A 23942-nucleotide genomic window follows, 5' to 3' on the forward strand; every position below is an offset into this window, starting at 1 on the left:
AAAGCAGTTTATTCGCCACACAGATAATCGGTCACCTACAAATCAGAGCGAGTATCTGCGAGAAGAATAAATACCGTTTATTCGTCCCGCAGATATTCGATGCCGGCGCTCAGTTCGGCCCCAGCTCTCCATCCCTCAGACGCCACAAGTTCAATGGATTGTCGTCCGCCAGCGCAGCCGGCAACAGCGCCGCCGGCAGATCCTGATAGCACACCGGGCGCAGGAAGCGCTCGATCGCCATCGCGCCGACCGACGTGGAACGGCTGTCCGATGTGGCCGGGAACGGCCCGCCGTGCACCATCGCGTAGGACACTTCGACGCCCGTCGGAAAACCGTTCGCGAGAATCCGGCCCGCCTTGCGCTCGAGCACCGGCAACAAGCGCCGCGCAAGCTCGACGTCGCCCTTTTCCATCAGCAGCGTCGCGGTGAGTTGGCCTTCGAGATGGCGCGCGACGGCGATCATCTCGTCCTCGTCGCGGCAAATGACGATCACCGACGTCGGTCCGAAAATCTCGCCCGACAGTTGCGGCTTGGCCAGAAATTCCTCCGCATTCACGCGATACAGCACCGGCAGCGCGCCGCTCGATGCGTCGCCCTTCACGCCGGTCGCGATATTGCGCGCGCCGGAGGCGTCGCGTTCCTGGATCCCGCTCGCGTAGGCCGCGGCGATCTGCGCGGTGAGCATTGTCTGCGTTTCCTTCTTCATGATCGCGGTGGCGGCCAGATCGATGAAGTCGTCGAGATCCGGCCCCTCCAGCGCGATCACGAGGCCCGGATTGGTGCAGAACTGGCCGACGCCGAGCGTCACCGAATCGATGTAAGCCGCCGCCAGCGTGTCGCCGCGCGCTTCCAGCGCGCCCGGCAACGCGAAAACCGGGTTCACGCTGCTCATTTCGGCGAAGACGGGAATCGGCACCGGGCGTTTCGCCGCGATATCGACGAGCGCGAGCCCGCCGCGCCGCGAGCCGGTAAAGCCGACGGCCTGAATCGCCGGATGCGCGACGAGCGCCTCGCCGATCGCATTGCCCGCGCCGACGACGAGCGAAAACGTGCCCTCGGGCAAGCCGTTGTCGGCGACCGCCTTCTGCACCGCGCGGCCGACGAGTTCGGACGTGCCGAGATGCGCCGGATGCGATTTCACGACCACCGGACAGCCCGCCGCGAACGCCGAGGCGGTATCGCCGCCCGCCACCGAAAACGCCAGCGGAAAATTGCTCGCGCCGAACACGGCGACCGGGCCGAGCGGAATCTTTTGCAAACGCAGGTCGGATCGCGGCAGCGGCTTTCTGTCCGGCTGCGCGGAATCGAGCGTCGCCGAGAGCCAGCGGCCCTCGCGCACGAGCGATGCGAAGAGCCGCAACTGCCCGACCGTGCGGGCGCGCTCGCCTTCGAGACGCGCCTTCGGCAGCGCGGATTCGGCCATCGCGCGCTCGATCAGCGTATCGCCGAGCGCGATGATGTTGTCCGCGATCGCTTCGAGAAACTGCGCGCGCGTTTCGAACGGCGCGTGGCGATAGTCGTCGAACGCCGCTTCGGCCAGCTCGCACGCGCGCGCCACTTCCGCCGCGCCGCCGCCGCCGAACTCGGGTTCGAGATCGGCGTTGCGCGCGGGGTCGAACGCGCGGAGCGTGGCATCGGTGCCCCGCACGGCCGATGCCCCGATCAGCATCTCTCCGGTGATCTTCATTTCAGCTCCTCATCTCTTGTTGGCGATGGGCGGCGAGCGCTAGGCGCGGCCGCCCGCTAAAGCGAGTGACCCGCGCCCCGCGCAAGCGTTCCGCGCGAGGCGTGCGAGTGGTCATCGAGAGCGGTGAAGCAAATGCGGTGCGCGGTCGAAGCCGAAGCGAAAACCGGTCTTGCGTTGACGCCAGAAACTATAGGCGCGACGCACCACTTGCGAAAGGAAGCGCCTCAGGTTTTGGCGACGGGCGTCGCGGACTTCCTGAACGTGATGTGCGCGATGCGCCGCACCAGCAGCGCCGCCACGAGCGCGGCGACGGCCGTCAGCAGCACGCCGATGTGGATCGACTGCACGAGCGCGTCGCGGGCGGCATCGAAGAGCGCGGGCCCGTCGAGACCGGCCGCGCCCAGTTCGGCGAGGATGCGCTCGCGCAACGCTTCATCGACGAGAATGCGCGGATCCGACAGCCGCGGCAGCCACTGCGCCGACACCGACGCCCCGAGCACGCTCACCGTGCGCGCCACGACGCTCGCATAGTGATGCGCGACGATCGTCCCGACGATGCTCGTGCCCATCATCCCGCCGACCATGCGCGTCGATTGCAGGAGCGCCGTCGTGATGCCGAAGCGCTCGCGGCCCGCGATCTCCTGCCCGAAGATATTCATGTTGTTGAGGATGAAGCCGAGGCCGATGCCGGTCGCGGCCATCGGCAATTCGATCCACACGTGCGGCGTCGATTCGCGCGCGAACGCGAGTCCGACCGACGCGATCAAGAGCAGCGTGAAGCCGATCGACAGGATATTCACCGGCTTCTTCATGTGAATCACGATGCGCGTGTTGATGAAGCTGCCGAGCGCGATGCACGCGGCGATGGGCGTCGCGAGCAGACCCGCGGCCTGCGGCGACAGGCCGAAGCCGCCTTGCAGCAGGAGCGGCGCGAAGAAGATCAGCGAGAACATCACGAAGCCCGCGAGAAACGAGAGCGTGAAGAGCGTGTTCATCTGCGCGTCGCGGAAAATGTCGAGCGGGATGATCGGATGCGTCGCGCGCCGCTCGCAGATCAGGAGCGCCACCGCGCACACCGCCACGCCGATGCCGAGCGCGACATTGGCGGCCGTCAGCCCGTCCTGCGGCAGCGCCTCGATCAGCGCCTGAAAGCCGCCGAGCACCAGCGCGACGAGCGCCGCGCCCGTCCAGTCGATCTTCACGCCGCCCTCGCGCGGCCGATGCAGGTTCGGCAGATGCGCCCAGATGAAATACAGCGCCGCCGCGCCGACCGGCAGATTGACGAGAAACGTCGAGCGCCAGCCCCAGTGCTGGCTCATCCAGCCGCCGAGCGACGGCCCGGCCGCCGTGCCGATGCCGTAAGCCGCCGCGAGCACGACCTGCCAACGCACGCGGGCGCGCGGATCGGGGAACAGATCGGGAATCGACGCGAACGCGGTGCCGACCATCATCCCGCCGCCGACGCCCTGCAGCCCGCGCGCGAGCACGAGGAACAACATGCTGGGCGCGAGGCCGCACAGCACCGACGCGACCGTGAACGTAATCACCGCGGCGATCACGAAGCGCTTGCGGCCGAAGTAGTCGCCGAGCCGCCCGAACACCGGCACCGTCACGACCGACGCCAGCAGATACGCGCTCGCGATCCACGCGTAGAACTCGAAGCCGTGCAGCTCCGCGACGATCGACGGCAGCGCGGTGCTGACCACCGTCTGATCGAGCGCGACGAGCATGTTGACGAGGCCGATGCCGAGCATCGCGTAGAGAGCGGTTCTGAACGGTAAAGCAGGCGGCGATTGAGTCACGGTCGGGCGGGCGGGATGGAGAAGTGCTAAAAAGAGATCGCGCCGCCGTTTGTTAAGCGGACGCTGATGTAGAAGAACCACGAATTGTACGGCCTGCCTTGCGCCAGATCGACCTATCGCAAAAAAGCATCGGCGCTGATTCCGTCGACCATTGGCGATCTCGGTAAAAAAGCAACCCAGTAAGGTAAAAAAGTTTGACCGATGCCGTGCCCGCGTCAATTTTTCACGCGGGCCAATGGTTGCCCTATGGGAGAATCGTTTTGTCATTCATCAACAAAACGAAGCCCAAAATGTCCGTCGTGTCCGAACTTTCCCGTGCGCGCCGCAATTCGGCGCACTGCTCCACGTGCGCGATGCGTCATCTGTGCATGCCCGAAGGCCTGTGCGCGAACGACATCGCCAAGCTGGAGAACATCATTTCGGTGACGCGCAAGGTCAAGCGCGGCGACGCGCTCTTTCGCGCGGGCGACCGCTTCGATGCCCTGTTCGCCGTGCGCTCCGGGTCGATCAAGACGGTCATCACGCACGACGGCGGCCGCGAGCAGGTGACGGGGCTGCTGCTCGCGGGCGATGCGCTCGGTTTCGAAGGCATCGAGGAAGGCGAGCATACGTGCGATGCGATCGCGCTCGAAGACAGCTCCGTCTGCGTCGTGCCGTATTCGCTTTTCGAGCGCATGTGCCGCGAAACCGACGCGCTGCAAAAGCGCCTGCATCGCATGATGAGTCACGCGGTGAACCGCGAGGCGAATCACGTCGTGCGGCTCGGCATGCTGCGGGCCGACGAGCGCGTCGCGCGGCTGCTGCTCGATCTTTCGTCGCGGCTGTCGAAGCGCGGTTACGCGTCGTCGGAATTCACGCTGCGTATGACGCGCGACGACATGGGCAGCTATCTCGGCATGACGCTCGAAACCGTGAGCCGCACCCTGTCGCGTTTCGACAAGGCGGGCCTTATCGAGACGCAGGGCAAGTTCATCCGCATTCGCGACTTCGACGCGCTGCGCGCCGTCTGACGGGACATCGTCTGCGATTATTGCGTCGGCCCGAATAATCGCCGCCTATTTTTCTGTTGGCATGCGCTTCGCTACGGTTTAGTCTTTTCGATTCGACCGACGCGCGCTACGGCGCGCGTTTTGGTCGATTGCGAAGCCACTGGCCAGCCACGGAGATTGGGCGACATGAACCGCGAACCTTCCCTGCGTCATCCGCTGCTCGAGCGCCTCGCCGAAGCGCGCCGCGTCACCGACGAGCTTTTCGATGTCGTCAAGCCCGAGCACCTTTACGACAGGCCGATCGCCGAGCGGCATCGCATCGTTTTCTATATCGGGCATCTCGAAGCCTTCGACCGCAATCTGCTCGATCAGCGGCTCTTCGATCTGCCGAGCCCGAATCCCGCCTACGACCAGCTTTTCGCTTTCGGCATCGATCCGGTGGACGGCGGCCTGCCGACCGATCAACCGTCCGACTGGCCTTCGCTCGACGAAGTGCGCGCGTATCGCGACACGGTTCGCGCCGAGATCGACGCGCATTTCGATCCGATCAGGATCGCCGCGGCGCCGCTTTCGGCAGACGAGCCGCCCGCGAAGCTGCTCGAAGTGGCGATCGAGCATCGGCTGATGCATGCGGAAACGCTCGCGTACATGCTGCATCAATTGCCGGTCGATAGAAAAATCGCGCCATCGAATGCGTTTTCGGAACGTTCGTCGGATCGCGATCTGTCACACGAAAGCGTGCGCGTGCCGGCGGGCAGCACGACGCTCGGGCTGACGCGGGAAAGCGGCCTGTTCGGCTGGGACAACGAGTTCGGCGAGGAACGCATCGAGGTGCCCGCGTTCGAGATAGACCGCCATATGGTCACGAACGGCGACTATCTGCGTTTCATCGATGCAGGCGGTTACTGGAATCGCGATTACTGGGACGACGCCGACTGGGCGTGGAAGGAAGAGCAGCGCATCGCGCACCCGGCGTTCTGGATTCCCGGCGACGACGCGAACGCATGGCAGCTACGCACGATGTTCGACGAAATCGCGCTGCCGCCCGACTGGCCCGTCTACGTGAGCTACGCCGAAGCGAAGGCGTACGCGCGCTGGGCGGGCAAGTCGTTGCCGACCGAGGCGCAATGGCAGCGCGCCGCATCGGGCGCGCCGCATGTCGCGGAAGGCAACTTCGATTTCCGCCGATGGGACCCGGCGCCGGTGCAGGCGCATCCGGAGAATCGCAGCGAGTTCGGCGTCGAAGGGCAATTCGGCAACGGCTGGGAATGGACGTCGACGGAATTCGGCCCGCTGAACGGCTTCGAGCCGTTTCCGTTTTATCTCGGCTATTCGGCGAATTTCTTCGACGGCAAGCATTTCGTGATAAAGGGCGGCTCGGCCCGCACGGCGGCGTGCATGTTGCGGCCGAGCTTCCGCAACTGGTTCCAGGGGCATTACCAGTACGTCTATGCGGGATTTCGCTGCGTGAAGAACATCGATTGAGCGATCACCGCGCGCAATCTATCGTGCGGTCACATCCTTGGCCGGGACGTCGATGGTCGCCGTTGCATTGGCGGCCGGCGTCGCGCTTTCGCCCACGCCATCCTTGAAAGCCTTGACCGCGCCGCCGAGATCGGAACCGACGCTACGCAGCTTTTTGGTGCCGAAAACGAGCGCGACGATAGCCAAGACGATGAGCCAATGCCCGATGCTGAGACTTCCCATATCACCTAACCTCACAGAGATAAACGTTGAAACCGGGCGGAATGCGCAAGATTTACTCGACGCCCCGCTCGCACTTTGCGTATTCTGTCATAAAAATCAACAACTTATGTGACCCCGTTTTGAACTGCGCTCGGTAAACGGCCGGCTCCCGAGTATTTATTGCCTCGGCCCCCAAAATGGAAACGCCGCGCGTCCTCACGAACGCGCGGCGTTTTTCGCTTGCTATCGACGCGATCAGAAATCCGTCGTCACCGACAGCAGCACCGTGCACGGCGCGCCTTGCGTCAGATAACCGCCGATCGTCGAAGCCCAATACGACTTGTTCGCGACGTTGAGCACGCTCGCGCGGAACGTCGTCGGCTTGCCATAGATCACGGTCGCGTAACGCGCGCCGAGGTCGAAGCGGTTCCAGTGCGGAATCGACAGCGTGTTGGTCGTGTTCAGATACTGCGACCCGGTATAGATCCAGCGCGCCGTCAGCGTGAGGCCGTTGAGCATCGGCACGTCGTACTCCGCGTTCACGTTGAACATGAACGTCGGCACGCCGATCGGCTTATTGCCGTCCAGGGAGGCGTCGCCGAGACCGTATTGCGTCGCGTGGATATACGTCGCGCCCGCGATCAGGCGCACGCCGCGCACCGGCTCGCCGAACACCGACGCCTCGATACCGCGATGGCGCTGCGTGCCGTCCGAGACAAAAACGTTCGACGTGTTCGTGTAGGTCAACGGCTTTTCGATCTGGAACGCCGCGATCGACGCGCCGTACTGGCCGTTGTCATACTTTGCGCCGACTTCCCATTGCTTCGACTTCTCCGGCGGCAGCAGTTGCCCGGTGTTGACCGCGGTTGACGGCGCCGCCTCGCCTATCGTCAGCGCTTCGCTATGGTTCGCGAAGAACGACACGTTCTGCCACGGCTTCACGACGAGACCGAACAGCGGCGTCGTCACCGAGTCGTTGTAGGCCTCGGTCTGAACGCCCGTGTAGTCGAAGTTGTTCGCGTGGATGTCCTGATGACGCACGCCGACCGTGAACAGCACGCGGTCGTTGAGGAAGCCGAGCGTGTCGGAGATCGAGACGCTGCGCAGCAGGCTGAGCGACGTGGTCTGCGGATCGGCGAGATTGCCAGCCTGCCCGATCGTCGCCGGATACGGAACCTGCGGCGTGTCGTAGATGCTCGACGCCCAAGAGCCGCTGTACGTGTACGCCGACCTCGAATCGACGCGCACGATCGACGCGCCCGCCGTCACGAAGTGCGACACCGGGCCGGTGTTGAAGTGACCGCGCACGCCGGCTTCGGCGGAAGTGCCGTCTTCCTTGTGCGGCACGCCGAGACGCGATTGCGTGACGCCCGTCGTATTGATGCTCGGCGACGAATACTCGCCGTGCTCGTCCGTATGACGCGCGCCGCCCGTCACGTAAGCCGTCCAGCCGGGCAGGAAATCGTATTCGGCGCGCAGGATGCCGACCGTGTCTTCGATTGAACTGTAGGTCCACGACTGCCCGTAGTTGTACGACGCCGACGGCGGTTCGGGAATGTAGTTGGCGTAGTCGTAGACCGTCGAGCGGCCGCCGTTCACGCGCTGGCGCTGATACAGGAAATCGGCGTACAGACGCTGTTTGTCGCCGCGCCAGTCGAGCGCCACGGCGGTCGTGTTATCCCGCCGATGTTCGTTGTCGATCGACGTCTCGCCGTCGTGATTCGCCTGATTCACGCGGATGCCGAACTGCCCTTCGCTGCCGAATCTGCGGCCGACATCGACATGCGCGCCGATCGTGCCGGACGTCTCGCCATCGATCGTCACGCGCGTGAGCGGCTTGTCGTCGGCGCGCTTGAGTTGCAGATTCAGCCCGCCGCCCACCGCCGAGCCGTTCGGCGATGCGCCGTTCAGAAACGCGTTCGCGCCCTTGAACACATCGACGCGTTCGAGCGCATCCGTCGAGACGAGCTGACGCGGCGTGATGCCGTAGAGACCGTTGAGCGAGACGTCATCGCCTTGCAGCTCGAACCCGCGAATGATGTACACCTCGGAGAAGTTGCCGAAGCCGAACGCCGTACGCACCGCCGGATCGTTCGCGAGCACGTCCGAAAGCGTGCGCGCCTGCTGATCCTCGATCAGCTTCGACGTGTACGTCGTCATGCTGAACGGCACGTCGATCATCTTTTGCTGGCCGAGCACCCCGAAATCCGCGCCGCGCGCGACCTGGCCGCCAGCATAGGTCGGCGCGAGATCGCCGGGCAACTGTTCCTTCGACGCCTGCACCTTGACGGCGGGCAGCGTGCTCTCGGCGGGCGAATTCGCGCCTTCAGCGTTGCTTGCGCCGGACGATTGCGCGTGAGCGGACAAGGAGAACACCGCCGCGACAGCCGCGACGATGGCTACGCTCGACGCGCGACGGACGAGCGCCTTCGCAGGCGTGGCCTGCAAGGTGGAAACACGGGAAACGGGCATGAATCAGAGAGGAACGTCGAAGTTGGTCGGTCTTCCGTCCCGGGGCGCGAATGGAATCCGGGCGGCATTGTTCTGAGCGTCGAAGCAAGCCGCGCAAGCGCGCGGTAGCCCGAGGCCGTTGTGCGCCGCATTATATTGCAAATAAGAGTCGTTATCATTCCGATAACGAGACATTTGTCGGAACGCAACGTCTGACGCGCGTCAGGCTTTTGAATCGCGCTTTATGCGAGGATCCTCGGATTTACGAAGTCATTGAACGTGCCGACCGCGCGTCGGCGACGGCGGCCGAATGACGGCGCGCCGCGCGCTTCCTGAACCAGATGATGAGCCCCGTCGCGCTGAGCACCGCGACCGCGATGCCCACGGCGCTCACGAGAATCCGTCCGCCGAGGCCGACGATGCGCCCCGAGTGCAGCGGAAACTGCGCCTGCATGAAGATGTCGCCGGCCGAGCCGCGGCCCGGAATCGTCGATCCCGCGAGCGCGCCCGTCTGGGCGTTGTAGTACAGCCAGGCGTTGCCGAGACCGACGTCGCCGTGATCGTGCCCCGGCGCGAAGAAACCGACGCCGTAAGCCTTGAACATCGGCGCGTAGTAGAGCGCGCCCGGCGGTTCGGTCAGGTTCTCGCGTTTCGCGTCGCGGGCGGCCATCTCCAGAATCTGCTCGCGCGTCGCTGGCGCCTTGCCCGGCGGGCCGGCGCGCACGAGTTCGGGGTTGTCGAGGAAAGAAGGCGAAAGCTTCGAGAACATCGATACGACCGGGCGCATCACGGGTTCGGAAAGATTCATCGAGATCGAGGTGAGCGCCATGACGAGCAGAAGGCCCCAGATCCACACGCCGCCGGAGCGATGCAGGTCGAACGTCAGCGCGTAGCCGCCGCGCTTCACGCGGAACGCGAACGACTTGCGCCACGCCTTCACGCTCGGAAACGACAGAATCAGCGCGATGCCGCTATCGAAGAACCAGAGAATGCCCACGATGCCGATGAGCCACGTGCCGATATCGAAGCCGCCGACGACCGGCAAATGCAGCGTGTAGTGCAGCTTGTAGAGGAACGGCATCAGATCGATGCGCGCGAGCGACACCGCGCCCCACATGCGCTGCGCCTGCACCTGCCCCGTCGCGGGATCGACAGCGATCTGGTTGTACGGCACGTCGAACGGCGCGTTCGTCGCCGGATTCGTGCGCGGCATCACCATCATCTGCGCGGTGTGCCCCGGCTCGATGCCGAGCGGCAGGTACGTCACCTCGACGCGCGGATCGGCCGCTTCGACGCGCCGCGCGAGTTCGAGCGGCGGAAGCGCGGGCGCATCGGTGCGCGCGTTGAAGAACGACGGATTCAGCAGCGCGTCGATCTCGTGATCCCACGCGATGATCGCGCCGGTCAGACCCGAGACGAAGAGAAAGAGCGCGGTCGCGACGCCGAGCCAGCGATGCAGGCGAACCAGAACCGGCCTCATGCCCGCTCCTCGGAGCGATAGTCGTGCGCGACGGCGATCATCTTTTCGACGTGATGTAAATAGGAATTGTTCGCAATTCTATCGACGTCTGGTCGGCCACACAAGCTTCTCGTAAGCTGCTTACCGTTTTTTTGTCGCGAACCCGTGCCGACAGTGGAGCAAAAGTTTACAAGCTCGCGATGTTCAGGGCAGAATGCCGTCGCCCGATAATGCGAACGATTCGCATTTAAAACAACTCCAACCGACGACGGACAGACCATGAAATCAGCGACGCGCTCGCGCGCATTCCCGGCCACATCGACGATGCGGCCTTCGACCCTCGCCGCCCTGCTGCTCTTCGCGATGAGCCAGTCCGCGATGGCGCAAGGCAGCGACGGCGCGCAAGCCGCCGATCAACCCCACGAGGCGTCGCTGCCGGCGGTGTCCGTCACCGCGTCGCAGGACACGCTGCAGCATCTGCGCGACGACGTGTCGAGCGGCGCGCTCGGCTCGCGCACGCAACTGGAGACGCCCTTCTCGACGACGATCGTCACCGGCGAGGAGCTCGCCGACCGGCAGGCCAACAAGCTCGGCGACGTCTTCGCGCAGGACGCGTCCGTGTCGGACAACAGCAATCCGTACAACGCGTGGGCGAGCTACATCACCGTGCGCGGCATGCAGCTCGACTGGCAGAACGGCTTCAAGCTCGACGGCCAGCCGTACAACGGTTACGGCATCACGATGCCTTACGAGCAGCTCGAAAGCGTCGAACTGCTGAAAGGGCTGTCGGGCTTTATGTACGGCTTCGGCGCGCCGGGTGGCGTCGTGAACTACGTGACGAAAAAGCCGCCCGCGACCGACAGGCAGATCGCGAGCGTCGATGTCGGCTATCGCTCGACGTCGGTCTGGACCGAGCATCTGGATCTCGGCGGGCGCGTCGGCCCGGACAGCATGGTCGGCTACCGCTTCAACGCGACGCACGAGGAAGGCAAGACGTACAACGACGGCAACGTGCGGCGCGATTCCTTCTCGCTCGCCGCCGACGCGCGCCTGACCCGCGATCTCACCGCGACCTTCGGCGCGCTGTATCAGGAGCGGCATGCGTCCGGCATCACGACGGCGATTTCGACCGCGCGATATACCGGCACGTCGCTGCCAGCGACGCTGTCCGGCGGCAGCAGCACGCTGCAGACGCCCGATCAGCATCTGAACACCAACCTGCAGATCTACACCGCCGGCCTGCATTACAACCTGAGCCCGGACTGGACGCTCTCGGCGACGTACAGCTTCAGCAAGAGCACGCGCTATCGCAACGAAGGCACTTGGTATCTGCTCGATCAGGCAGGCGATTACGACGACTATCGCTTCGAAGGCAAGGAAGGGCATCAGCTGAACACGTTCCGCGTGATGGCCGAAGGTCTCGTGAAGACGGGACCGCTCAGGCATCAGCTCGTGTTCGGCGCTGATTACCAGAAGCAGACGACCGACTACGGCGCGAACTCCTTCTATGCGCAGCTCGGCACGGGCAACCTCTATCAGCCGAACGTGAATCGTTACGACAGCTCCGGCTTCTACACCTATCGCGCCGCCGACGTCACGCAGAAGGCGCTGTTCGCGAGCGACACGATCGCGCTGACCGAGCGCTGGTCCGTGCTCGGCGGCCTGCGCTACACGAACTACGAGCAGCACGGTTACGGCCTCGACGGCAGCACGTCGTCGACGTACACGCAAAACGGCGTGCTCACGCCAACCGTCGCGCTGATGTACAAACTCACGCCGGGCACGACGCTCTATGCGAGCTATGTAGAATCGCTCGAAGCGGGCAACGTCGTCGGCGACACCTATGCGAACGCCGGGCAATTGCTCAAGCCGCTGCGCAGCAAGCAATACGAAGTCGGCGTGAAGAGCCAGAACGCACGCTGGAGCGCGACGGCCGCGCTGTTCCGCATCGAGCGCGGCGCGCAGTATGCCAACAGCGACAACGTCTTCGTCGAGGACGGCGAGTCGATCTTTCAGGGTGCCGAAGCGGGCGCGGACGTGCGTCTCGGCCGGGACTGGACCGTCGGCGCCGATCTGATGTGGATCGCGACGCACTACGAGAAAGGCTCGACCAACAACGGCAATCGTGTCGCGGGCGCGCCGGGATTCGTCGCGGCGGCGCACGTGAATTACGCGGTGCCCGTCGTTCCGGGCCTGACGCTCGGCGCCGATGCGAAATTCACCGGCAACACGAGCCTCAGTCCGTCCGGCGACATCAAGGTGCCGGGCTATCTGGTGATGAACCTCGGCGCGACCTACACGACGCGCATCGCCGGACATAACGTCGGGCTGCGCGCGGCCATCGACAATCTGACGAATCGCCGCTACTGGGAATTCCAGTACGCCGATTACATCCAGCCGGGCGAGCCGCGCACGCTCTCGCTCAACGCGCGCGTCGAATTCTGATCCTTGCCGCGCGACATGCCTTGAAATAACTGGTCCGAGAGGCCCGCCGCTTGTGCCGCAAGGCTTGGCGGGCGGGCCGTGACATTCCGTGAAATAGTTTGCGCGTGGTTTTTAACCGGGCCGATCGCCACAATGGGTTCATTCGCAACCACCCACCAAGGCGAACAATCATGGAACTGGAACTGCTCGGAAAAATCTCGATGTACGTGATGGGCATCGTCCTCACCGCGTCGCTGCTCGAGGCCGTCGTCCTGCATTTCAAGTACAAGGGCACCGACAAGGCGTTCGACTGGCACGAGACCTGGATCTCGCTCGTCGATCTCGTCGGCCGCAAGCTCCTCGCGTTCCTGCCGCTCTCGCTCGCGACGCCCGTCTTCAACTTCGCGTGGGAGCATCGCATCCACACGGTCACGACGAACACGGCGCTCACGCTGTTCCTGCTCTTCATCGGACAGGAGTTCTGCTACTACTGGTATCACCGCGCGTCGCACACGATCCGCTTCTTCTGGGCGAATCACGCGGTGCATCATTCGCCGAACCAGTTGACGCTGTCGTCGGCGTATCGATTGGGCTGGACCACCAAGATCGCGGGCTCGGCCATCTTCTTCACTCCGCTCGTGTGGTTCGGCGTGAAGCCCGACGTGGTGCTCGCGGTCGTGTCGATCAACCTCCTCTATCAGTTCTGGCTGCACGCAACTTGGATTCCGAAGCTCGGCTGGCTCGAATATGTGTTCAACACGCCGTCGGCGCATCGTGTGCACCATGCATCGAACGCGACATATCTCGATGCGAACTTCGGCGGCGTGCTCGTCATCTTCGATCGCCTGTTCGGAACGTACGTGGAAGAGCGCGCCGATGAGCCGTGTGTCTACGGCCTGACGACGCCGGTGACGTCGCATAACCCGATCGTCGTCGAGATGCAGCACTGGGTCAGCCTCGCGAAGGACATGTACAACGCGAAGAGCGTGTCGGATGCGGTCGGCTTCCTGCTGCGTCCTCCGGGCTGGCTGCCGAACGGCGAAGGCGACACCACCGAAGAATTGCAGAAGCGCGCCAAGTCGATCGAACAACAACCGGCCCACGCGGGCCGATAACGAAAGCCTCCCAGCGGTACTTTCGAATCCCGATGTCCGGTTCAGCGCCGGCATCGGGTTTTTTCATTTGCGGCGCTGGATCGTCGCAGCCGCCGCGCCCGCCGCCGCAAACGCACACGCGGCGGAGAGCGCGGCGACGGCGCGCAACGCATCGGCGATGGCATCGGCTTGCGCGCGGGCGAGCGGCGCCGATGACGCTTCGGACGTCGGCTGGGCGTCCAGCGCGCGCATGCTGTCGCGCGGCACATGCAGCCGATCGAGCCGCGCCGACAAAGCCGCGTCGTGCGACCACACGAACACGATGCCGAGCACCGCGATCGCGAGCAGGCTCGCCACGCGCGCGACCGCGTTGTTGATGCCCGACGCGATGCCCGCGCGCTCGCTTCCCGCCGATGCCATCACGGTCGTCGTCAGCGGCGCGACGGCGATCGTCATGCCGAGCCCGAGCACGACGAGCGCTGGCAGAAAGCCCATCCAGTAGCTGCCCGCGACGAACGGCAGCGCGAGCATCGCGAAGCCCAGACCCGCCACGCACGGACCGGCGATCAGGAGCGCACGCGCGCCGAAGCGGCTCGTCAGCCCGCCCGTGAAACGCGACAGCAAACCGATGATGAGCGGCATCGGCAACACCGCCGCGCCCGCTTCCGTCGCGGTGAAACCGTATGCGCGAATCAGCGTGTACGGCAGGAAAAACAGCACGCCGCCGAGCCCGAAGTACAGCAGCAACGTGACGATATTCGCGCCGCTGAAATCGCGCGAACGGAAGATGTCGAGCGGGACCATCGGATCGCGCGATTTCGCTTCGATCGCGATGAACGCGGCGAGCAGCACGATGCCCGCGCCGATCATCCCGAGCACGAGCGGATCGGCGAAACCGCGCGACGGCGCTTCCGTGAGACCGTAGGTCAGCATCGCGAGGCCCGCCGCCGTGCTCGCCGCGCCGGGCCAGTCGAGGGTTGGCGGCGCGTCGGCGTCGTGGCTGTCGGGCACGGAAGCCATCGCCAGCGCGATCGTCGCGGCCGCGAGCGGCACGTTGAGGAAAAAAATCGCGCGCCACGAAAATGCATCGACGAGCCAGCCGCCCGCCGCCGGACCGACCGACGACGTGATCGCGCCGACGCCCGCCCACGTGCCGATCGCGCGGCCGCGCGCCTCGCCGTCGAATACCGCGCCGATGATCGCAAGGCTGCCCGGCACGAGCAGCGCCGCGCCGATGCCCTGCAATGCGCGCGCCGCGATCAGCCAGCCCGTGCCCGGCGCGAAGCCGCACGCCGCCGACGCGACCGTGAAAATCGCGACGCCCGCGACGAACACCTTGCGCCGTCCGAGCTTGTCGCCCATCGCGCCGCCGACCAGCACGAGCGCGCCCAGAAACAGCAGATACGCGTTGACGACCCACTGCATCGCCGCAATGCTCGCGCCGAGCTCGCTCTGGATCGACGGCAGCGCGACGTTGACGACCGAGCCGTCGATGAACGCCATGCTCGATCCGAGAATCGTCGCGGACAGCGCGAGGCGCTTGCGATGGCACGGCTGATCGGCGGCGACGGGTTGCGCGCGGATCGCGAGTTCGTCGCAAGGACTCACGGGCGAGGCGACGGCGTGCACGCGTTGCGGGTTGTTCAATGGCGCTCCTGGTCGACGAATCCGCGGATAGAAGAGGCTAACCGGTTCTGCATTTTCACGCCCGCGACGTGGTTGGCACGCTCGCGCGCACGCCCCGGCCCGGCGAGTTAAGCTTATTGCTTCACTCGCATCGAGATGCCGCCATGAGTCGAACAGACGGAGTCGCGCAAAGCCGATGGCTCGTGGATGCGCGCGAGGAAATCGCCGCCGCGCTTCGGACTTCCGATGAAGCCTGGCTTCACGACATGAGCATGCGCTGGGGTTGCCGTCTCGCGATGCTCGTCGCGGATTTCGGCGTGCGCGTGATGCTGCGTGAGGAAGGCGTCGTCATGAAGCTCGAGCCGCCGCCGGAGGTCGACAGCGCGCTCATCGAGTTCCGCGAAGGGAAGGCCGATTCGCTCGCGCGCGCCGCGTGGATCAAGCTGTCGAAGTTCGAAGAGCACGCGATCGCCGTGCTCGAAGCGAGCGCGCTCATTCAGGGCGATGCGCAATGCACCGCCTGCCGCGAAACCATTCTCGCGTGGCGTCAGATGCTCATCGCCGCGAACGAGTGGCCGCGCGAGGAAGCCGATCCGTACATCAGCCACGCCTGCCGGCCGATATTGAAGCAGTTCATGAATCTCGCGTCGTGCGCGACGGACGGGCATCAGTTCGAGCTCGCGCGCGCAGGCGATTACGAAGAGACATGGCGCGAGTTCGAGAACTTCTGTTCCGATGAAGATGCGCCGCCCGTGACCGGCTGGGGCCGCAAGTATCGGCATCGGGCAAACGCATTGCCGATGCCTCGTGCGTTCCAAGTCAGAACCGATGCCGCAAGCCGACCGTCGCTTCGACCTGATTGCTCGTCGACGATGGCGCCGTGAGGCCGTTGATCCAAGCCACACCCAATGGCGAATTGGCGCTGGCGCTCACGCCTTGCCATACGCCCTGGATGTAGACATCGGTGCGCCGCGAGAAGGCATAGCCGGCCATCGCGCTGACTTGATTCCAGTGCGGATTGCCCGCGCCCGCGAGCCCGCCCGCGCGCGAATACGTGTACGCGGCCGAAAGTTCGACGGCGGGCGTCAGCGCGTAGCGCACGTTGCCTTCGAAGTTCTGGACATGCGTCGAAGAGCCGGTCTGGAACAGCTCCGTCAGATTCGTCTGCGTATAGACGAGGCCCGCCACCGCCGGGCCGATCGCGTAGCTCACGCCCGCGCCCCACGTCTGCTGACGGCCCGCCAGCGCGCCTAGCGGAACGGCCGTCGTCGTGAGCACGCCCTGTAGCGAAGAGCCGGTCGTATCGGTGACGGCGCCGTTGGTGTTCAGCTGCCCCGGCGTCGCGGCGTCGCTGTTCAATTGCAGGAAGCCCGCGCCGAAACTAAGCGGTCCCCACATATACGACATGCCGAAGCTGTACGCACGATTGTTCGAAAATCCGCCGGCCTGGTTCGAGAAACCATATAACGCACCGAGCTTGAATCCCGCGAAATCCGGGCTCTGATACTTCACGGCGTTGTTGATCTGGAACGAATCGTTGAGGTTATCGATATCGAATGGATGTGCGAAATGCGTGCCGCCATACTCCGTGCCCGTCAATGATAGTGGCGCGACGAAATCGACCATGTCGTCGGTCTGACGGCCGAACGTGATAACGCCGTAATCGCGGCTCGACAAGCCGACATACGCCTGCCGGTTGAAGAGGCGGTTATTCACCGACGATTGTCCATTGTTCAGATTGAAGCCGCTTTCCAGATTGAAGATAGCTTTCAATCCCCCGCCGAGATCTTCAGCGCCGCGCAAGCCCCATCGGCTGTATTGGACTGGGCCGCTTTTAAGTTCCCAATTGCTGTGGCCGCCGCCGGTCGGCGTGATCTGATTGTTCGAATACGTGATGCCGGCGTCGATGAGGCCGTAGAGCGTCACGCTGCTTTGCGCGTGGGCCGCGCCCGCGCAAGCGATCATCGTGGCCGCACCGCTCATAAGCAACTTTTTCATTTGCCGAGGCTCCATCGATGTCGGGTAAAGACACGCATGCCTCATCCACTTTATGCGACCGAAACGATAACCGGCAACCTGAAAATATCGCGCGCGAGCACGGGCTCGGGCGTTCGCTTAAAAGTCGTGGCGCACCGAGAATGTCATGCCCTTTTCATGCTCGTGATTCACGCCGAGCTGCGGATTGGCAGAGAAATGCCAATCGTCCGTGTCGTTCGTGATGTCGTCGCGCGGCTGCACCCGAACGGGCGCCGAATTGGGCGATAGCGGCAAGGGATAAGCCCGCGCGAACTGGCTCAGATCGGGATGAACATTTCTTTCGTACTTCGACAATGCGATGGCGTCGAGCGCGTCCATCGTGCCCTTGAATGCATATCGCGGATGACGAGGCCCGACGCGAGACACGCTTTCGGTCGAGACAATGGCTGGCGCGGGAAAGAACAGCACATTCGCCGCCACGCGCTGATTGGGGATCAGGCGAGCCTGTTCGCTGGCTGATGCGAAGCTGCCGACAACAAAAACCATGATGCCGGCGACCCAATACCTTCGGATAAGACGTGTCATCGAATGCCCGAAAGACGCTACGGTCGAATGAAATTCAGCGCTCTTAAATCATTTTAATTCATTTGGCGGTGCGTTTCCTGACAATGACGCCATCGAATCGTAATCACGAATTGTGCAACGAATCGAAATGTGATTCTCGAATTGCATGACGGGTTTCACAACTCTGCACGCAGCATCTATCTTGAAGAGCGGATCGACTCCGATCACGCATCTTCCGGAGACCACATCATGTTTGCGCGCAAGCTCCGACTCATTGCCTTGTCCACTGCAATACTCGTCTGCGCCATACCGAATGCCTCTTTCGCAACGGAACAGGCACAACAACGCCGCGCGGGACGCGACGTCCGCCAGGACACGCGACAGCACGCACGCCATACGAAACAGGATTGCCGCGCGGCGAATCAGCAATCGAACGCGAGTTGCCGTCACGACAAACGCGACACGAAGCAACAGGGACGACAGGCAGCACGCAATATCAAGTATTGATGTGCAGGACAGGTTGTTTCCTGTCTATCGCATTCCCGCAATCGCCGATGAACGTTCAATGAAAGGAGACCTCGTGATGAGCAAGCACTCCAGAAATGGCGCGTCGCATTCTTCTGCTCTCGAAGGCGATGAACTTCGCCTCGTCGATGCGTGGTGGCGCGCGTGCAATTATCTTTCGGCAGGCATGATCTTTCTCGCCGATAACCCGCTGCTGCGCGAACCGCTGAAGGCCGAACACGTCAAGCACCGGCTGCTCGGGCACTGGGGCGCGAGTCCCGCACTGTCGTTCGTATGGGCGCATCTGAACCGCGTCATCAGGCGCGACGACATCGACGTGATCTTCATGGCCGGCCCCGGTCACGGCGCGCCCGGCGTGCTCGGTCCCGCGTATCTCGAAGGCACGTATTCGGAGGTCTATCCGGACAAGAGCGAAGATGCCGAAGGCATGCAGAAGTTCTTCAAGCAGTTTTCCTTTCCGGGGCATATCGGCTCGCATGTGACGCCCGAAACGCCGGGATCGATCCATGAAGGCGGCGAACTCGGCTATAGCCTTTCGCACGCTTATGGCGCGGCACTGGACAATCCGGAGTTGATCGTCGCGTGCGTCGTCGGCGACGGCGAAGCGGAAACCGGTCCGCTCGCAACGGCGTGGCACTCGAACAAGTTCATCAATCCCGCGCGCGATGGCGCGGTGCTGCCGATCCTCAATCTCAACGGCTATAAGATCGCGAATCCGACGATCCTCGCGCGCATCGGTCATGACGAGCTGGAGGCCTTGTTCGTCGGTTATGGTTATCGGCCTTATTTCGTCGAGGGATCGGATCACAACGAAATGCATAAGAAGATGGCGGAAACGCTCGATGCCGCGACCGCCGACATCCGCGCGATCTGGGACAAGGCGCGCAACGATGGCCATGTGAAACGGCCGCGCTGGCCGATGATCGTTTTGCGCACGCCGAAAGGCTGGACCGGTCCGAAGGAAATCAACGGACATAAGGTCGAAGGTTCATGGCGCGCCCATCAGGTGCCGTTCTCCGACGTGCATAACAATCCCGCGAATCTCGCCGTGCTCGAACGCTGGATGCAAAGCTATAAGCCCGAAGAACTCTTCGATGAAACCGGCCGCCTGCGTGAAGAGATCAGATCGATCGCGCCCGTTGGCACACGGCGCATGAGCGCGAATCCGCATGCGAATGGCGGCACGTTGCGCAAGGAACTCAAGCTGCCCGATTTCCGCGACTATGCCGTCGATGTCGGTCAGGCCGGCAAGCTCCTGCACGAAAATACCCGTCCGCTCGGCGCATTCCTGCGCGACGTCATGCGCTGCAACATGGACCGGTTCCGCGTGTTCGGCCCCGATGAAACGGCCTCGAATCGGCTTCAGGCGATCTATGAAGTCAGCAAGAAAGTCTGGATGGCCGACCTTCTACCCGAAGACGAAGACGGCGGGGAGTTGTCCCGCGACGGCCGCGTGATGGAAATGCTTTCCGAGCACACATTGCTCGGCTGGCTCGAAGGTTATCTGCTTTCAGGGCGGCACGGTTTCTTCCACACGTACGAAGCGTTCGCGCATGTCATCGATTCGATGTTCAATCAACATGCGAAGTGGCTCGACATCTGCAAGAACCATGTGCCCTGGCGCGCATCGGTTTCGTCGGAAACGATTCTGCTTTCATCGACGGTATGGCGGCAGGATCACAACGGCTTCTCGCATCAGGACCCGGGCTTCATCGATCTCGTCACGAACAAGAGCCCTTCGGTCACGCGCGTGTATCTGCCGCCCGATGCCAACACACTGCTCGTCGTGGCCGATCAATGTCTGCGCTCGACCGACTGCATCAACATCATCGTCGCGGACAAGCAGAAGCATCTGCAATTCGCGACCATCGACGAGGCGATCGTTCATTGCGCCAAAGGCATCGGCATATGGCGGCGCGCGAGCACCGATGAAGGCGAGGAGCCCGACGTCGTGCTCGCCTCTTGCGGCGATGTCGCGACGCAAGAAGCGCTAGCCGCCGCGGCGATCCTGCGCGAGCAGTTGCCCGAATTGAAATTGCGCTTCGTGAACGTAGTCGATCTCTTCAAGATGCAGCCCGACACCGAGCATCCGCACGGATCGAGCGCGCGTGAATTCGATAGCCTCTTCACGCTCGACAAGCCTGTGATCTTCAACTTCCACGGTTATCCGTGGCTGATTCACAAGCTCGCTTATCGCTTTCACAATCACGAGAATCTGCACGTTCGCGGCTATAAGGAAAAAGGCAACATCAACACGCCGCTCGAACTGGCGATACTCAATCAGGTCGATCGTTTCAATCTCGTCATCGATGTGCTCGATCGCGTGCCGCGCCTGCAGGCAAGGACCGCGCACTTGAGGGAGGACATGAAGAACGCGATCATCCGTCACCTCGATTACGCGCATACGCACGGCACCGACAAGCCGGAAATCGCCGACTGGGTATGGCCCTTCTGAATCACGGAGATTCCTTGAGCACGCGAAGATCCGGCTGCACGGCGCCATCCGCTGCATGCCGGGTCTGAGCCTGCGAGCGTTCGTCGCTCTCCTTCGATGTCTGGATGTGCATCTGCGGCAACATCATCTCGATGCCCGCTTCATCCATCTTGAGTTTGAGCCTCGCATTGAAGGCGCGCGCGACGCTCCATTGCTGGAGCGGTTTCGTCTTGATCTGCCCTTTCACGACGATGCAGTTCGACTCGAAGCGATCGAGTCCCCACACTTCGACCGGCCCGATTATTTCGTTGCGAAAGCGAAAGTCGGCCATCATGTCGGCGCCCACTTCGTTGATCATGCGCGTGATGTCGTCGAGCTTCGCCGAGAACGGCACGCGCACTTCGAACACGGCATTCGCGAAATCGCGCGACAGGTTCTTCACGATCTTGATCTGCGAAAACGGAATCGTGTGAACCGCGCCTTGTCCGTCGCGCAGGCGCACCGTGCGGATCGTCAGGTCCATCACGGTGCCCGCGTGTCCGCCGTCGATGTCGATCCAGTCGCCGACCGAAATCGTCTCCTCGACGATGATGAACAGCCCCGTGATCAGATCGGTGACGAGCGATTTCGCGCCGAAGCCGACCGCCAGGCCGATCACGCCGGCGCCCGCGAGCAGCGGCGTCAGGTTGATGCCGAGACTCGCGCACGCGACGATGGCCGCGAGGCTCGCGACCGTCACGAAGATGCCATTGCGCACGAGCGGCAACATCGTGCGGGCGCGCACGCCGGGACTCAGTGCCTTGTTGCGCGAACTGTTCTGGCCGAGCGCTTCGAGTATCACGGTATCGAGCACGATCCAGATGAACCACGCGCCGAACACCGTCGCGACGACCGCGATCAGCGCGTGCCTGAAGCCGGGCGTCATCGCGCTGTGCCTGATGAGCCGCGCGATCGGTCCGCTCCATAGCTCGAGCTCGAAGCGCAGATAAGCCAGCCAGATCAACAATACGATCAGCGTGCATCCGAAGCGCAACAGGCGCGTGAGATGCGGCGCGCGGCGCTGCGCGCGCGTGTCGCGCCGGCGCGTCAAATGCAGCAGCAGCGCGGACGCGAACAGCGTAAGCACGAGCAGCGCCGCGCTCAATAACGACGGCCGCAGCACGTCGCCTTCCGCGCCGCGCCCGTCGATGATCGCGACCACCGACGCCACCGCGATCAGCAGTATCGGGATATGCCATAGCGACGCGAGGATATCGAGCGCTTCCGTCGCGAACTGATGATCGCGCCTGCGCGCATACGGCCGATTGCGGATCAGATGCGTCACGGGCCGCCGGTAAGCGAGCGCGAAATAGCCGCACAGCAACGCGGCGGCGAGCCCCGCGAAGGTCGAGATGATGCCCGCGAGATTGGGGCCGAGCTGCCGCGTGACATCGGCGTTGGCAGTGGCATCGCCGAGCGCGCCGGATGCGCCGATCGCAAAGAGCGGCCAGAGCGTGCGCGTCAGCAGTTGCTGCACGGCCACGCGCCGATGCGCCGTGCTGAACACCGAAAACACGATCATGCAGATGGCCGAGAAGATCGAGCCCGCGACAATCGCATAAGCAATGACGAGCCCGAGCGTGCGGCCGAGCGCATCGGGCATCGCGCGCACGAAGAGCAGCACCGCGATGAACGCGACGACCCACGGCCCCGTCTGACGCAGCGCGAACGCGAGCAATTGCGTCGATGTCGGATTCGGCGCGAGCGCGACGTCGCGGCCATAGCGCGCGAAGATGCGCCGCTGCACGCGGATCAGCAAGAACGCGCACAGGCCCCATCCCGCGAGCGTCGCGCCCATGCCGCTGACGATCCTGCCGAACGATTCGCCTTTCGCGCCCGTGACGACGGCCTGCAATTCGCCCGCGGCCGCACTGCCGCGCGCGGTCCAAAAACGCATCGGCGTGAGCCCTTCGCTGAGATTCGTTTCGACGGATGCAATGCCCGATGCGATCGCGCCTAGAAGATCGGCATTGGCGGGCGCTGGCGTGGCGGGCGCGGCGCTCTGCGTCGCATCGCGTAACGCTTTCAATTGCGTGACGAGCGCGCTGCGTTGCGCGTCGTTGTCGAGCGTGCCGATGAGGTTGTTCAGCGAACGCACCATTTCGGCCTGACTCGCGGACGACGGCGCGGACGCCGCGGTCGCATCGGCGGGCGTCTGCGGCGCGATGAACTTCTGCATCGCACCGGTCAGCGGCGCGGCCATCGCCGGAAACACGCACGCACATCCGATCAAGACACCGAGTGCCATCAGGACACGCCTCGCATCGATGCGCCGCGTGAATGCGCTCATGGAGTCGCCCTCCAGGATCATCGCCGTTGCGCGAGATCGCGAACGGCTCTCGCGCAAAGATTAGCGTATCGAATTCAGGCGTGCCATCAGGCTGTCCTATTCGGCGGCGCCGCTCAGCACGACACGCCGGAAGAATTGCGCGAGGACGTCCTCGGCGAATTGCGCCGGCACCGACTGCGGGTCCGACGAATAGAAGAACTGCACGCCGTCGCACAGCGCGATGAGGCCGAGCGCCATCTGTTCGGGCGGCATGGTGAGCGGCGTGCCCACGCGTTCGGAAAAAGCGCGGATGTAATCGGTCGTGGTCTGACGCAGTTCGCGCATCAGCGCATTGAAGCTCGCGCGGAACCTCGCGTCGCGGCTCGCGTGCAGCTTCGCTTCGACCCACAGAAGAAAGCACGCGTTGTTCTGATAGCACTCGCTGTAGTACTGCAGCACGCGCGCTTCCATGTCGGCGCGCGACGCCTCGCCATCTTCGAAAATCGTGGAGAGGCGCTGCATGATCGTGTCGTGATCGCGCTTGAGCACTTCGAGCAGCAACTCGGCCTTGCTAGAAAAGTTCGAATAGAACGCACCGCGCGTGTAGCCCGCGTCGGCGGCTACATCTTCGACGCTCGATGCGCCGAATCCTTTCTTCGTGAAAACCGCTTGCGCAGCGTCGAGCAGACGCTGGCGCGTCTGGTCACGGCTCTGCTCGCGGGTGAGACGGACTGGTTTCATGCGCGCAGTGTAGCACCGCCAGGCTTACGAATCCGTCTTTGCATTCAGATACAAGTGTGTATTAGAATTCACTTCGTATTTGCGTCCGGGTCGTCGAAACCCTTGCCGGACGGGGCTTTCAGGTCGATGCATCAATCCGCCCCATTCAGGCTCGTTTCTCGAAATTGCTGCCGGA

17 protein-coding genes are annotated in these 23942 nt (G+C 63.6%); 7 read left to right on the plus strand and 10 right to left on the minus strand.

Annotated elements, in window-relative coordinates:
- Positions 1-109 precede the first annotated feature (109 nt).
- Together QCE58_RS27995 and QCE58_RS28000 are read right to left on the minus strand one after the other, a co-directional pair.
- Positions 110-1687 (minus strand): aldehyde dehydrogenase (NADP(+)), encoded by a 1578-nt coding sequence (locus QCE58_RS27995; protein WP_008352875.1) that lies wholly within the window; start codon positions 1685-1687, stop codon positions 110-112.
- Between the two features lie 224 nt (positions 1688-1911).
- Complete coding sequence (locus QCE58_RS28000; RefSeq protein ID WP_250521803.1) at positions 1912-3441, minus strand: MFS transporter; 1530 nt, start codon at positions 3439-3441, stop codon at positions 1912-1914.
- A 338-nt stretch (positions 3442-3779) separates the two neighbouring features.
- On the opposite strand from QCE58_RS28000, the gene QCE58_RS28005 reads away from it, so the two are divergent.
- Positions 3780-4499: a helix-turn-helix domain-containing protein gene (locus QCE58_RS28005; protein WP_008352872.1), complete on the plus strand. Its 720-nt coding sequence runs from the start codon at positions 3780-3782 to the stop codon at positions 4497-4499.
- A 165-nt stretch (positions 4500-4664) separates the two neighbouring features.
- Entirely contained in the window at positions 4665-5963 is a 1299-nt protein-coding gene (locus tag QCE58_RS28010) for an SUMF1/EgtB/PvdO family nonheme iron enzyme (RefSeq protein WP_175979523.1), read from the plus strand.
- An 18-nt stretch (positions 5964-5981) separates the two neighbouring features.
- Here QCE58_RS28010 and tatA read toward each other — a convergent pair whose 3' ends face one another.
- The 3 genes from tatA to QCE58_RS28025 form a co-directional block, all read right to left on the minus strand.
- Positions 5982-6185, minus strand: coding sequence for a Sec-independent protein translocase subunit TatA (tatA, locus tag QCE58_RS28015; protein ID WP_008352869.1), 204 nt, complete (start codon positions 6183-6185; stop codon positions 5982-5984).
- A gap of 234 nt (positions 6186-6419) precedes the next feature.
- Positions 6420-8636 carry a TonB-dependent siderophore receptor gene (locus tag QCE58_RS28020; RefSeq protein ID WP_250521783.1) on the minus strand — a complete coding sequence of 739 codons (2217 nt, stop codon included), beginning with the start codon at positions 8634-8636 and terminating at the stop codon, positions 6420-6422.
- Positions 8637-8877: 241 nt separating this feature from the next.
- On the minus strand, positions 8878-10095 hold the full coding sequence (locus QCE58_RS28025) for a PepSY domain-containing protein (protein ID WP_175979524.1): 1218 nt from the start codon (positions 10093-10095) through the stop codon (positions 8878-8880).
- A 258-nt stretch (positions 10096-10353) separates the two neighbouring features.
- Between QCE58_RS28025 and QCE58_RS28030 the strand changes: the two genes are divergently transcribed.
- On the plus strand, positions 10354-12519 hold the full coding sequence (locus QCE58_RS28030; protein ID WP_409014176.1) for a TonB-dependent siderophore receptor: 2166 nt from the start codon (positions 10354-10356) through the stop codon (positions 12517-12519).
- A gap of 170 nt (positions 12520-12689) precedes the next feature.
- Positions 12690-13613, plus strand: coding sequence for a sterol desaturase family protein (locus tag QCE58_RS28035; RefSeq protein ID WP_008352862.1), 924 nt, complete (start codon positions 12690-12692; stop codon positions 13611-13613).
- Between the two features lie 63 nt (positions 13614-13676).
- Here QCE58_RS28035 and QCE58_RS28040 read toward each other — a convergent pair whose 3' ends face one another.
- Entirely contained in the window at positions 13677-15239 is a 1563-nt protein-coding gene (locus tag QCE58_RS28040; protein ID WP_250521784.1) for an MFS transporter, read from the minus strand.
- 143 nt (positions 15240-15382) lie between these two features.
- Here QCE58_RS28040 and QCE58_RS28045 point away from each other — a divergent pair, with 143 nt between their 5' ends.
- Positions 15383-16102 (plus strand): hypothetical protein, encoded by a 720-nt coding sequence (locus QCE58_RS28045; RefSeq protein ID WP_250521785.1) that lies wholly within the window; start codon positions 15383-15385, stop codon positions 16100-16102.
- On the opposite strand, the gene QCE58_RS28050 is transcribed toward QCE58_RS28045, so the two are convergent.
- A complete protein-coding gene (locus QCE58_RS28050; RefSeq protein ID WP_008352860.1) occupies positions 16038-17216 on the minus strand; it encodes a porin in 1179 nt (392 codons plus the stop codon). The genes QCE58_RS28045 and QCE58_RS28050 overlap by 65 nt on opposite strands.
- Positions 17217-17333: 117 nt before the next feature.
- Positions 17334-17741: a hypothetical protein gene (locus QCE58_RS28055; protein WP_250521786.1), complete on the minus strand. Its 408-nt coding sequence runs from the start codon at positions 17739-17741 to the stop codon at positions 17334-17336.
- 267 nt (positions 17742-18008) lie between these two features.
- Between QCE58_RS28055 and QCE58_RS28060 the strand changes: the two genes are divergently transcribed.
- Together QCE58_RS28060 and QCE58_RS28065 are read left to right on the plus strand one after the other, a co-directional pair.
- Positions 18009-18266, plus strand: a complete 258-nt coding sequence (locus tag QCE58_RS28060; protein WP_033536715.1) for a hypothetical protein — start codon at positions 18009-18011, stop codon at positions 18264-18266.
- Between the two features lie 76 nt (positions 18267-18342).
- Positions 18343-20739 carry a phosphoketolase gene (locus QCE58_RS28065; RefSeq protein WP_008352857.1) on the plus strand — a complete coding sequence of 799 codons (2397 nt, stop codon included), beginning with the start codon at positions 18343-18345 and terminating at the stop codon, positions 20737-20739.
- A gap of 1 nt (position 20740) precedes the next feature.
- Here QCE58_RS28065 and QCE58_RS28070 read toward each other — a convergent pair whose 3' ends face one another.
- Positions 20741-23047, minus strand: a complete 2307-nt coding sequence (locus tag QCE58_RS28070) for a mechanosensitive ion channel family protein (protein ID WP_250521787.1) — start codon at positions 23045-23047, stop codon at positions 20741-20743.
- A 96-nt stretch (positions 23048-23143) separates the two neighbouring features.
- Entirely contained in the window at positions 23144-23767 is a 624-nt protein-coding gene (locus tag QCE58_RS28075; RefSeq protein WP_008352853.1) for a TetR/AcrR family transcriptional regulator, read from the minus strand.
- Between the last annotated feature and the right edge of the window lie 175 nt (positions 23768-23942).

It is taken from the genome of Caballeronia sp. LZ028 (genome assembly GCF_031451415.1).
GTDB lineage: Bacteria > Pseudomonadota > Gammaproteobacteria > Burkholderiales > Burkholderiaceae > Caballeronia > Caballeronia zhejiangensis.

Coding starts and splice junctions, on each gene's coding strand:
- QCE58_RS28030 (WP_409014176.1), top strand. CDS start 10,354: ATGAAATCAGCGACGCGCTCGCGCGCATTCCCGGCCACATCGACGATG.
- QCE58_RS28045 (WP_250521785.1), top strand. CDS start 15,383: ATGAGTCGAACAGACGGAGTCGCGCAAAGCCGATGGCTCGTGGATGCG.
- QCE58_RS28070 (WP_250521787.1), bottom strand. CDS start 23,047: ATGAGCGCATTCACGCGGCGCATCGATGCGAGGCGTGTCCTGATGGCA.
- QCE58_RS28005 (WP_008352872.1), top strand. CDS start 3,780: ATGTCCGTCGTGTCCGAACTTTCCCGTGCGCGCCGCAATTCGGCGCAC.
- tatA (WP_008352869.1), bottom strand. CDS start 6,185: ATGGGAAGTCTCAGCATCGGGCATTGGCTCATCGTCTTGGCTATCGTC.
- QCE58_RS28065 (WP_008352857.1), top strand. CDS start 18,343: ATGAGCAAGCACTCCAGAAATGGCGCGTCGCATTCTTCTGCTCTCGAA.
- QCE58_RS28055 (WP_250521786.1), bottom strand. CDS start 17,741: ATGGTTTTTGTTGTCGGCAGCTTCGCATCAGCCAGCGAACAGGCTCGC.
- QCE58_RS28035 (WP_008352862.1), top strand. CDS start 12,690: ATGGAACTGGAACTGCTCGGAAAAATCTCGATGTACGTGATGGGCATC.
- QCE58_RS28020 (WP_250521783.1), bottom strand. CDS start 8,636: ATGCCCGTTTCCCGTGTTTCCACCTTGCAGGCCACGCCTGCGAAGGCG.
- QCE58_RS28050 (WP_008352860.1), bottom strand. CDS start 17,216: ATGAAAAAGTTGCTTATGAGCGGTGCGGCCACGATGATCGCTTGCGCG.
- QCE58_RS28010 (WP_175979523.1), top strand. CDS start 4,665: ATGAACCGCGAACCTTCCCTGCGTCATCCGCTGCTCGAGCGCCTCGCC.
- QCE58_RS28060 (WP_033536715.1), top strand. CDS start 18,009: ATGTTTGCGCGCAAGCTCCGACTCATTGCCTTGTCCACTGCAATACTC.
- QCE58_RS28075 (WP_008352853.1), bottom strand. CDS start 23,767: ATGAAACCAGTCCGTCTCACCCGCGAGCAGAGCCGTGACCAGACGCGC.
- QCE58_RS27995 (WP_008352875.1), bottom strand. CDS start 1,687: ATGAAGATCACCGGAGAGATGCTGATCGGGGCATCGGCCGTGCGGGGC.
- QCE58_RS28025 (WP_175979524.1), bottom strand. CDS start 10,095: ATGAGGCCGGTTCTGGTTCGCCTGCATCGCTGGCTCGGCGTCGCGACC.
- QCE58_RS28000 (WP_250521803.1), bottom strand. CDS start 3,441: ATGCTCGGCATCGGCCTCGTCAACATGCTCGTCGCGCTCGATCAGACG.